Source organism: Chamaesiphon sp. OTE_20_metabat_361, assembly GCF_031364565.1.
The window spans coordinates 1-10,862 of the sequence record NZ_JANLWO010000285.1 but is presented as its reverse complement, the minus strand read 5'-3'; the positions used below and the strand labels follow the sequence as shown (position 1 = coordinate 10,862).

10 protein-coding genes and 1 pseudogene are annotated in these 10,862 nt (G+C 48.4%); 3 read left to right on the top strand and 8 right to left on the bottom strand.

The window, feature by feature from the left end; genetic code table 11:
- Positions 1-482 precede the first annotated feature (482 nt).
- Complete coding sequence (locus RMO35_RS08500; protein ID WP_309740225.1) at positions 483-944, top strand: hypothetical protein; 462 nt, start codon at positions 483-485, stop codon at positions 942-944.
- Between the two features lie 99 nt (positions 945-1,043).
- Here RMO35_RS08500 and RMO35_RS08495 read toward each other — a convergent pair whose 3' ends face one another.
- The 5 genes from RMO35_RS08495 to RMO35_RS08475 form a co-directional block, all read right to left on the bottom strand.
- Positions 1,044-2,147, bottom strand: coding sequence for a HupE/UreJ family protein (locus RMO35_RS08495; RefSeq protein WP_309740224.1), 1,104 nt, complete (start codon positions 2,145-2,147; stop codon positions 1,044-1,046).
- 83 nt (positions 2,148-2,230) lie between these two features.
- The gene (locus RMO35_RS08490) at positions 2,231-3,613 is read right to left on the bottom strand and encodes a hypothetical protein (RefSeq protein ID WP_309740222.1); all 1,383 of its coding nucleotides are present in this window, start codon (positions 3,611-3,613) and stop codon (positions 2,231-2,233) included.
- A gap of 24 nt (positions 3,614-3,637) precedes the next feature.
- Positions 3,638-4,270, bottom strand: coding sequence for a hypothetical protein (locus RMO35_RS08485; protein WP_309740221.1), 633 nt, complete (start codon positions 4,268-4,270; stop codon positions 3,638-3,640).
- 57 nt (positions 4,271-4,327) lie between these two features.
- Positions 4,328-5,551: a DUF4331 domain-containing protein gene (locus RMO35_RS08480; protein ID WP_309740219.1), complete on the bottom strand. Its 1,224-nt coding sequence runs from the start codon at positions 5,549-5,551 to the stop codon at positions 4,328-4,330.
- A gap of 137 nt (positions 5,552-5,688) precedes the next feature.
- Positions 5,689-6,294: a PEP-CTERM sorting domain-containing protein gene (locus tag RMO35_RS08475; RefSeq protein WP_309740218.1), complete on the bottom strand. Its 606-nt coding sequence runs from the start codon at positions 6,292-6,294 to the stop codon at positions 5,689-5,691.
- Positions 6,295-6,867: 573 nt separating this feature from the next.
- Here RMO35_RS08475 and RMO35_RS08470 point away from each other — a divergent pair.
- On the top strand, positions 6,868-7,422 hold the full coding sequence (locus RMO35_RS08470; protein WP_309740217.1) for a sigma-70 family RNA polymerase sigma factor: 555 nt from the start codon (positions 6,868-6,870) through the stop codon (positions 7,420-7,422).
- A gap of 230 nt (positions 7,423-7,652) precedes the next feature.
- Positions 7,653-8,312 carry a cupin domain-containing protein gene (locus tag RMO35_RS08465; protein WP_309740216.1) on the top strand — a complete coding sequence of 220 codons (660 nt, stop codon included), beginning with the start codon at positions 7,653-7,655 and terminating at the stop codon, positions 8,310-8,312.
- Between the two features lie 11 nt (positions 8,313-8,323).
- Here the strand turns inward: RMO35_RS08465 and trmD are convergent, their stop codons facing one another.
- From trmD to RMO35_RS08450, 3 genes and pseudogenes are all read right to left on the bottom strand, one after another.
- Positions 8,324-9,019 (bottom strand): tRNA (guanosine(37)-N1)-methyltransferase TrmD, encoded by a 696-nt coding sequence (gene trmD, locus RMO35_RS08460; RefSeq protein WP_309740215.1) that lies wholly within the window; start codon positions 9,017-9,019, stop codon positions 8,324-8,326.
- A gap of 217 nt (positions 9,020-9,236) precedes the next feature.
- Positions 9,237-9,923, bottom strand: coding sequence for a dethiobiotin synthase (gene bioD, locus RMO35_RS08455; RefSeq protein WP_309740214.1), 687 nt, complete (start codon positions 9,921-9,923; stop codon positions 9,237-9,239).
- Between the two features lie 226 nt (positions 9,924-10,149).
- Positions 10,150-10,862, bottom strand: a pseudogene (locus RMO35_RS08450) (hypothetical protein); the annotation flags it as partial.

Sequence of the window (10,862 nt, the reverse complement as noted above, 5' to 3'; positions counted from 1 at the left end):
TTCAATGGGCGTAGGCTAGGCTTTAGGCTTTAGGTTCTGAGGATGAGGGGTTGCGGCTTGCCGCAACCCCTCATTTTTGATTGATGGAGTTAGGAATGATTACAACTGATACCAATCTCTCATCGAAATCCCTCGCCCTCACCCCGCCAGCGCCTCCGGCTCTGGCGGGGTGAGGGCGAGGGGTTTCGCTCTCAAAAGAAGGGTTTGTGAAGCGGATTTAGTATTACCTCTTACCCCTCACCTCTTACCTTTTACCCCTAAAGCCCAAAGCCTAAAACCTAAAGTCTGGCCTTAGCACTTAATCCGCTAATAAAATTTAATTTGGAACATTCCGTAATCTATTAGCGTCAATCTCATGTAAGCGGGTAAACATCAGACATCCGATGCACGACAGCAGCGGTCCAACAGAAGAATAATTTTCTCCGTTCGGGATGTCAGCAGCACATCCGTCGCGTAAATCTACTTAAACTGGGAAACTAAAAATGAAAAGAAATATTGTTGCATTAGTTATGCTTTGCTATTCAGTTGCCGCTTTCGGAATGAGTGCGCCTGCTAGGGCACAAATGGGTCAAAACACGATCGGACCATCTCTAGCCATCGGTGGCGGCAGTACGACAATTGGGATTGATTCCAAGTTCGGTGTGAGCGATAATCTATCACTGCGTCCTTTTGTATACTTCCCCAGCGGTGGTACTGTCTTTGGCAGTGCGCTCACTTATGATTTCAATCTAACCAACACTGGTAACAAAGTGCAAATCACTCCCTTTGTTGGTGGAGCTGTAGATATCGGTACTGGTGGCGGTTCCAGCAATACTGTCGTTAGTTTCGTTGGTGGAGCTGACTTTGACGTAACTGAGGCCGTTCAGTTAAAAGCAGCTTTAGCTGTACCTTTGAGCAGTGGCTATAGCACTGATGTAAGACTGGGTGCTGGTTTCCGCTTCTAATAATTGCAGTAGCTAACGATCGCACCCCAATGTGAGTGCGATCGAATCTCAAAAGCCTTCTCTAGTTTAGAGGAGGCTTTTTCGTGAGCCGATTATTTCTTAGCCTACAAAAACTCTTTCCCAAAACCAGATCGCACTCATCAAGATAATCCCTACTGAAATTAGCCGCCGCATAGTTAAATCCCAGGAAAACTTCCGCAAATATGAGAGTAGGAAGTAAGCAATCAGCACGATCGCAAATTGTCCTAATTCGATACCAATACTAAAACTACCTAGAGAAGTTAATAAATTAGTTCGCGGTAACTCTAACTCTTGCAAAGCCGAAGAAAAGCCTAAGCCATGAATCAGACCAAAAGCAAACGCTAACTGCCATCTGGCTTGAGGCTGCTTGCGCCACAAACTTTCAGACGCAATATAGGCGATCGAAAGTGCGATCGCGATTTCTACGAAGCGACTGGGAACGGAGATAATATTAAAAGCTGCTAGGAATAAGGTAAATGAATGTGAGAAGCTAAATGCTGTCACTACCTTGAGTAAATACGGCAAGCTGCCACCCAACATTAATAAACTAACTAAAAACAAAATATGGTCGTAACCAGTCCAAATATGCTCGATTCCCAAGCCAATAAAACTCGTGATTTGTTGCCAGATGGGAGCGTCAATTAAAGCCGCAGTTGTGGATGTGGGTGTGAAGACGAGATTGTCGATTCGATCGTTGCGGAAGACCTGTGCCAGACACCGAGCGGTCGCTACGCCTGGTACGAATAGTTTGTAATCGATGTTCAACCGATCGATCGGTTGTGCCCAATGATATGCCAATAATAAGCTACTGTGCGTTTCGGGAGTAGCATTGAGATTGTTTGGTAAATTTTGGGTCACACCAGCACGTACACTTGAGGTATTCGGTTTTGCACCTGCTGCTGTCAACCGAATTTTTTCATTCAGAAATTGCTGGAGATTTGCCTGATGTCTAGTTATTTCTGGAGCTGATAACTGTCGATCGCCATCGTCATCAAACTGAGTGACTAACCCTGTCGGGATGGTTAAATTAATCGTCACATCTGGTTCCCTAACCTGAATATCTGCTACGGATAAATCTGCCCAATGAGCCTGACTGGGTGATGCTAAAGCTAAAACCATTAACAATCCCAATCCCCATGACAGAGAGATTTGCCAAAGTTTAGAGCTGTGGAAATAAGGCATATTAGATCTCCTAAGTTGAGCTAGAGCGATCGCTTTTTAGGCGTCGGCGTTGTCGAGTTGAAATTGCTTAGACTCAGAAGACCTCAGTTCAATCCTGATAAGCCAACACCTAAACCCAGCGCTTGTCTGGCTCCAGCGTCAAATCGCGGGTCGATCGATTTAACCCGTTCGCGATACATTTGCACTGACGCTAAGTGCCCCCTTGCTTGAGCGATCGCCGCCGCTCGATCGATTACCGCCGGATCTTTGATTCCCGACTTTAACGCCGTCTCGATCGCCTGCTGAGCCGCTGCTAGCTTACCCATGCGTTGATATACAGCCGCTAAGGTATCCCATGTTTCGGGATCTTGGCGAATTTTAATCTCGGTTTGCATCAGGGTCAGAGCTTGAGCTAAATCCTCTGTCTGTCCGCGTTCGAGCAATAGTTGCGCCAATTCGCGCCGATGTCCGAAACCACTGAGATCCGATCGCAATCTGGCGACTGCTCGACCCCAAGTTTGGCTAGCCTGGGTGGGATCTCCTTGCAACCGTTGGACTCGTGCCAAGCCTCTGAGGGCAATGTGGTCGTAAGTCGTCGGCGTTTGCTGGTTGCTTAAGAAAAATCGATCGTATAAAGCGATCGCGCGTTGCTGGTATTGCGTTTGAGTCGGATCGGCTTGCCACTGTCGAACAGATAATTCTGCCATATTTAACAATGCTGGCGGATACTTGGGCAGAATTTCCAAAGCAGATGTATATAATTCCTCCGCCTGCTGAAGTTGTCCCCGCTTGTAATAAAACCGCCCCAATAAAGTCCGCACCCACGCCGAACTACCAGCCTCATCCGGTTCTTCAGCCGCGATCGCCGTTTTAAAATCCTGCACTGCTGCTGTATCCCGCCCCTGAGCGACTGCTACCAAAGCTCTAAGTGCAAAATTATTCAGCGTGGGCAGCCGCTGGACGGCGGTGTCGGCATTTTGCTGGGCGGCGCTGGTGTCCCCGACAGCTAGATAGTTAGTGGTCAACAGCGAGCGGGATTCTGCTTGTGGGGGAAGTTGTTTGAGTAAAGCTAAGGATTGGGTAAAGTCATGTTTTGCCGCTGCTACTTTCGCCAGCACTAAAATTGCCCCATCGTTATCAAATGGTAATTGCGCTAGCGATTGCTGTGCGGTCTGTTGGGCGAGGAGGTACCAACTACTTTCGCCAGTCGCTCGCGCCATTTTTAGGTAGTTTTGAGCTAATGCGGCGCGTTCGAGTCCGGCTGTGGGTTGCTGTTGAATGATACGTTGGTTGAAGGCGATTTCCTGTTGGAGATTTTTGGTAATACTCCCGACAACCGGACGCTGAAACGGATATTTCCAGGCTGGATTGGGGCGAGAGATCGAGGAAAGTACCGCATAAGACGCGATCGCGCCACCCAATCCGATGAGTGCGAAAAACCAGCGCAGTTTACGCTGGGACGCTCTGGATCTGAGAGAATTTTGCATAGTTAGCTAGTAGTTACTGGTGATTTACCGCAGTTCGATCGTCGTGGGCGAAGGCTCGATCGAGCCTGGTGGCCGAACGGGAGGTGGATTCACGATCGTCGTCCCCTCGCGGCGCTCTTGGGGAACTGGAGCGAACGGCGGCGGCACGATTGGCACTGGCGCAACAGTGGTGGCTCCTGTGTGGATTTCGACCTTTGTTACCCCGACATTCATCGAGCCTTCTTTAAGATCCGCAACTAGTTTGCGCGGATCTTTATAACCCAGCCTCGGAGCTAAAAGTATCGCTAGCCCCTGCGCCATCTCCGTTTTATTTTGAGCGATTGCCTCAGCTAAGGCCGTCATTAAGCTGCGATTGTCGTCGAGTTGGCGTTTGACGCGCTCGGCTTCTGCTAGTGAAATTTCTGGCGCAGTCGGTCGCCAAGTAATCCCGACTTGCCACCGCACACCACTAGCAGCCGAGTTGCCACCACTGTTAAAACCACCATTAAAGCTGTTGGAACCGAACGAGCTGTCGTTATTTGACGAACCCAGGTCGAGCTTGACGCAGAGATTAGAGCAATTATCCACGCCTGTTGAAAATGAAGAAAATTGTGCAAAACAGGGCGCTGCGATTGTAGTCAAACCCAGTAGGAGAGCAGAAAGTAGAGCATATTTCATGGTAGTTAGCTACAATATTCGATCGCATCCCTCAACTGGGTTCTGACTGCTGGCTGGTTAATTTGGCAATGCGAGATAAGGAAAACTTCCTTCAAGCGGTTTGTGACCTTGGGCGGGGTTCCCGGGGGTGCCCTCATAGGTCGCGTTATCACCCTTAATTGCCCCATTAGTAAGGACGCTCAGCGTGATATCAATGACATCATCCTTAATCAGCCGTCCGCGAATTGGGCTACCTTTGGCATTGAGAGCATTGCCATAACCACTAGGAGCCGTGGTATCGATTCGCATCACATCTGGTAAAAAGGCAGTTAATAAAGCATTCGTCCGAGCTTCATCGTTCCCCAATGCTTTGAGCGTGCGGACAGCTTCGGCACCGATTGGAGCCGCTGCGGGAGAGAGATCGGCTGTCGGCGGCACGCTATTAAAGGTATTGAGTAAATCATTACTGACGATTAAGCCCTCGTTGATGGCGGGACGAGCTAGGCGTTCTACCTGCTGGTATTTGCCAGTTGCGGGATCTCTGAGCGAAATTGTCTCCCAGATATCATAAGTAGTCGCCTCCGTTGTCCCTTGGAGAAATTTCTGCGGAATCCGAATGGCGATCGAATTGACATTAAATCCTTTAAAGGAGTCCACCGCTCGATCGGACGGACGGAAGCCAACCGCAGGGCCGATCCCAAGTGCCCCAGCTCGAACGCGGAAAAATTGTTCGACATCGAAGACAAATGGGTCTTCCCGTAAACCAGCAAATACGGAAATTTTGGAGCCAGCGGCTGCTAATTGATTGACAATTGGTGCCGGGGCACCCAACGGAGTAGTGCTGAGATTTTTTGCGGCGGTTTCTTTGCCATCCTTGATGACAGTCAGCTTCATTTGCTGCTGTTGGCGATCGTTTGGCGCACCAAATTCAAAGCGGAGCGTAATATCTTCTCGCCCTGTCGGTGTGGCATCCTTATCGGCAACGCGAGTTAGTTTAAATTCATAGCGGGCATTGGTACTAAAATAATACTGCTGGCGGGCGATCGAGCGTGGGTTGCTATTCATCACCAAGACGAGATCGCCTGGATTGGCATTTGGATTTTGATCTTGTTCCCGAAAAGCGTACAAGTCGGTCAAATTCAAACTGCGCCCTTTGGCATCAACCTCACCATCATCATGGTCGGAAGCCATCAAAGTTTGCGGTAGACTAGTTGCTGCCAAGATCGCCACAATCGAGATGCCGCCCAGCACTAAAGATTTTTTCCAGTTAGACTTAACAACCTGAAAAATTGAAACTGCCATATACAATCCTATTGATGATTATAAAGTGAATAAATTTGTCACTCTATGTCGATATACGCTGGTAGTTTCAAAACGGATCTTTAACTAGCTAATAAAAAATAGCTTACTCTAATAATCATTAGCTAGTTATGAGCGAGCTAAAAGTTATTTTTGTCGGTCGATCGGACAAACTTAATTCTCCGTCTGGCATACACACCAGAGCCAATAGCAACTAAGCTACCTAGGATCGTTGCTGGTTCGGGTACTGCGGTGGGAGTAACGTTGCCCACGCCAGTAATAGTATTACTAAAAGTCCCCACATCGGGATTATCAAAACCTGTGGTAACTAGAAAATAATTAGTACCAGCAGTCAGAGCTGTAGTAAATCCAGACAAGCCAATTGTCGGGTTATCATCATTGCCAATGAGAATATTTAGAAGTGGATTAGTAGGATTGAAGGAATTTTGATACAGAAAAGTGTAGTTGTCAAAATTCGCCGTACTCTGAAAAACATAGTTGTCTGGATCGCTGACTGTAAAACCGAAACTGCTGTAGGAAACGGCTTCTCCCGATGCACCAGCTATAGCTGTTGGCGGGCTATTGAAATTTTCGACAGGTCGGTTCCATGTTGGAGCATCCATGGTAGTTTCAGTGTAATTAAAGGTAGCAGCTTGAGCATTAGGAATAACAAACGAAGATATCAAAGCTGTAAATCCAAATAAAATGCTAGTACTAGTAAAAGCAATTTTGGTATTTGCAAACATAGTTTTAATCTGATAACGGCAACATCTACCTATCTTAGTCAGTTATCTTTATCTAACGTCAAGCGGTTTTATGATTTTAAAAAAATTTCAGCTAATATGCTTAGTTATTCAGGCTTTTACAGGTATTTTATTCATGAAAAGATCGGATTATCTCCGCTAAAACACTTAAATTTAATGCCAAGTTTCTATTATAAAAAACAAAGTTATAGCAATAAAAATTCAATGTATTCATCTAATACGAATACATTATTTTTAAAGATTTCAAAAATAAAATCTTATTGAATATGTGTGATTTTAAATTTTTCAGTCAGTGAAAGTAGCATTAAACAAAGTGCGATCGGTAGACAAATGTTGTATCATCATCTCAAGCTTTATTAAAGTTGTCTTTGTAAATCGAATCTAGATCTGCGTTAGCAGTACCGATCGATCCGAGATATCTGTGTATACGCTCCTCATCCCCGAATGGATCTCAATTAGTCACAGTGGAGTTGAGATCTGCCGATCGGGCGAGACAATTCTGGTAAGTATCAGCTATAATGCCTCTACGGCAGCATTTTCCTCCCTCTGTAGCCAATGGTTGAAACCGCAAATTTACTCTCAAAAATCGCTGAGGGGGATCGGAGTGCATTATCGAAACTATACGATCGCTATGCACGGACAATTTACGCGATTGCTTGGAAAAGTCTCAACTCAGTTGAGGACTGTGAAGAAGTTGTCTTAGACGTATTTGCCCAAATCTGGCGGATTGCTGACAGGTTTGATGTTAGCAAAGGTTCGGTCGAACAGTGGATTTTTATGCTGGTGCGCAGTCGCATCCTCGATCGGTTGCGGAAGTTGCAACGGCTCGATAAAGTTAATACAGCGATTTCTGATGCAAAAGGAATCGATTTGCCAACTATCAGCGTAGATCCAATTGAAGCGATCGAAGTTGACGAACGCCGACAATTAGTACTTGCGGCATTAAGTCAGATTCCTGCCGCACAACTTGAGGCGATCCAATTGGCTTACTATCAAGGTTTAACTCACACTGAGATTGCCGCACGGACGGGACTGTCGATCGGTACTGTCAAGACGCGACTGCGGCTAGGATTGAGTAAACTAAAAGTAGCTTTCAAAACTGAATTGTAGTAACGGATTGGTAAAAGTCAAAGATTATCATTTTTAGTCAGATCGCTGCTGCAAATATTCACTCTCGAAAATTTTCCCGGCCCCCGATTGCTAACTTTAGCCAAAAGTATCATCCTTTGCTGGATAGATTCGATCGATAAACGGAGCCTGGGCAAAAACAGTAAGTAATGCCGCAGATATTCATCAGGCACTACTAAAACCCCATCATCCCCCGTTTCTACACTTAACTCATGAACGAACATCGATGTTTTTGCGATCTCGCCCCACTATACGCGCTCGATCTGCTCGATCTTGAAGAACGGCTCTGGGTAGAGGCTCAAATATTAGCTTGCCCCGATCTGGCTGAAGAACTTGCAAGTTATCAGGCTGCGGTGGGTGTCATCCCCTATAGTGCGCCCGCCGTGCCGATGGCAGCAGATCTCAAGGCTCGGTTATTCGATCGAATTGCGGCTCCTGTCGAGCAGCTAAGTCCAGCCGCTGCTGGGCAAACCAGTCCTAATTCTCAGCTAGAAACCCATGTCACAGAGCGCTCCGAACCAGCGATGGTGACAATGAGAGCCGCAGATCTACAGTGGCAACCCTACCAGACAGAGGGAGTAGAAGTTGCCATCCTCTTTCTCGATCCTCTCAACCGGATGTGTTCTGCCATCGTCAAAGCAGCAGATGGAGTCATCTACCCACTCCATCAACATCATGGCATTGAAGAAATCTACATGTTAGAGGGAGAACTCGAAATTGATGGGCAAGTTTACCTCGCAGGGGACTATATTCGATCGTACCCCGATTCGATTCACCCGCCTGCAACTACCAAGGGCTGTAAGTTTTTGGTGCGGGCTTGTATCGATGATAATTATGACAAAAATTTGGTAGCTCGATCGACACTAGATTAAAATTGCGGAAGCTACGATTGAGTGTCTTCGACCCACTTAGTATACAAGTCAGGACGTTTGGTTTGCGTGCGATCGAGTTGTTGTTGATGCCGCCACTGGGCGATTTTTTCGTGATTGCCGGACATTAATATGTCAGGAACGCGCCAACCGCGAAATTCTGCGGGACGCGTGTAATGAGGATAATCGAGCAACCCATCCTCAAAACTATCGGCGTAGATCGATGCGGCTTTACCGACGGTACCCGGTAGCAATCGGGTAATTCCATTGATAAGAGTGAGCGCCGGAATCTCGCCACAAGTCAGCACAAAATCACCCAAAGAAATCTCACGATCGACAATATTCATCACCCGCTCGTCGATCCCTTCATAATGACCGCAAATCAGCACCAATCGATCGTAGTTAGTTTGCAGCTCGTGAAATAGGGCGCGATCGATCTTTTCGCCCTGGGGACTCATCAATAGTACCTGACTGCGGGGAAAACTCGGCAGCGATTCAACCGCAGCAAAGATCGGTTCTGGCTTCATCACCATCCCCACACCACCGCCATAGGACTCATCATCGACCTTATGATGACGATCGATCGTAAAGTCGCGCGGATTGGTAATATGCACCGTGGCAATCTGCTTGGCTAAGGCTTTGCTCATTAAGCCGCAACCGAGCGGCGATGTGAAAAAGTCTGGGAAGAGGGTGATGATGTCAAAACGCATCGGAGGAGATGGGAGATGGGAGATGAGGGGACGGGGAGTGCGGGAACAGGGGAAACCCCTGTCTTGTCTCACCTCTTTTGACGGGTTCCCCGTCAAAAGGTGAGCCGCAAGTAGAGCACCTTTCCAAGATAGATCTGTAGGTTGGGTTGCGGATGCGCGCTCTGGAGGTTTCCTCCAGATTGAGCGCACCAAGCAGAAGAATGAAACTAGAGCAAACCTAAGAATAACTAGCCGTGAGTTGGGGTAGTAAAACTTCCAATTCCAGATTGGCAGCGGCGGCGGCTAATAGATCGAGATCTGCTAGATCGGGGAGATAGGGTAGACAACCGAGGACGGGCGTACTCGTAAGCGATTGAATCAGCTCGGCTGGTGCCCAGTTAGCAATTTCAGTGTCAGTGAGTGGCTGGGGACAATTAAGCACGATCCCGCGTAGTTGGACATTATACTGCCGCGCTAGAGCGACATTGGCGACTGCCGAGCCGATCGAGCCGAGTTTGACGGGGACGACTAAGATTGTTGGCAATCGCCACTCTCTTGCTAAATCTGCCACGACTAGCTCGGCAGTAACTGGTGTACCCAAACCCCCGATCGCTTCTACTAGGATAAAATCTTGCTGTTGGCGCATCTGTTGGAGTGCTTGCCAAGCTAGCCCTAGATCGATCTCGACACCCGCTTGACTGGCGGCGATCGGTGGGGCGAGCGGCTGTTCGAGATAAATTGGGTTAATCTCGGCGATCGAGCGATCGAATAACTGACTATAGAATTCGCGATCGCCGCTACCGCACTGAATCGGCTTGAGAATGCCCCAGTTTTCCCGAGGACGATACTTTTTGCCATAGGCGATTAATGCTGCGGTCAAGACGGTTTTACCCGCCTCTGTGTCGGTACTAGTAATTAGAAGCATTTAGATTAATTGAGAATTGAGAATTGAGAATTGAGAATGCGTTCCCACCTTTGTTTCCCAATCGTGGAAACGCACCAAGCAAACCCCACTGGGCGTGATACCTGTCTTTGTAACCTAACAATAATCCACCTTCTAGGTGGGGGATTTAGCGGATGCGCGCTCTGGAGGTTTCCTCCAGATTGAGCGCACCAAGCAAACCCCTGTTATTTGTTAAATTAAAACCGTCCTAATCTGGATCGCTATTGTTGCCTGATGGCGCGGAGTTTCTATTTGGGCGAATGCGTTGTGGTGCCGTACTTTTAGCATCGGGCACGGGAATCGCCACCGATGGTTCGGGCACGGGAATGGGTCGGGCGTTTTCTGGGGTAGCTGGGCTAGTATTGGTTGGCGGGGATTCCGCTTCGGGCTGACGGCGACGTGGCGTGGGGGTTTCTTCGGTGGCTTCGACCTGACGGCGGCGACGGCGCGGGGTGGGAGTTTCTTCGGTGGATTCGACCTGACGGCGGCGACGGCGCGGGGTGGGAGTTTCCTCTGTGGATTCGCTGCGATCGCGCTGAACTTGGGGAGTCGGTTCGACCTGCACTCGATTGCGGCGACGTCTGCGGACTGGGCGCGGCGATTCGGTGGCTGTGGGCGTGGGGGTGACGCTAGGGGCAGGCAAGTCGATCCCGCCGGGAAGATTATTAGGGGCTGAATTTGGATTGGGGTTAGTCGGAATGGGGGCGATCCCATTGCCTTCGATCGGTGCTGGGGTACCTGGGGGTAGGCTGGAGTCGGGGCTGGGTGAGGGATTAATGCTTGGTGTCGGTATCGGTGTCGCTGTCGGGGAGATGGCGACTTGAGTGACGCTCAATTTATAGGGAAATATGCTGCCTTTGATGCCTTTAATCGGACGTAGCTCGATCGTATAATCGCCAGATGCCGGGATTTGACCGCGCC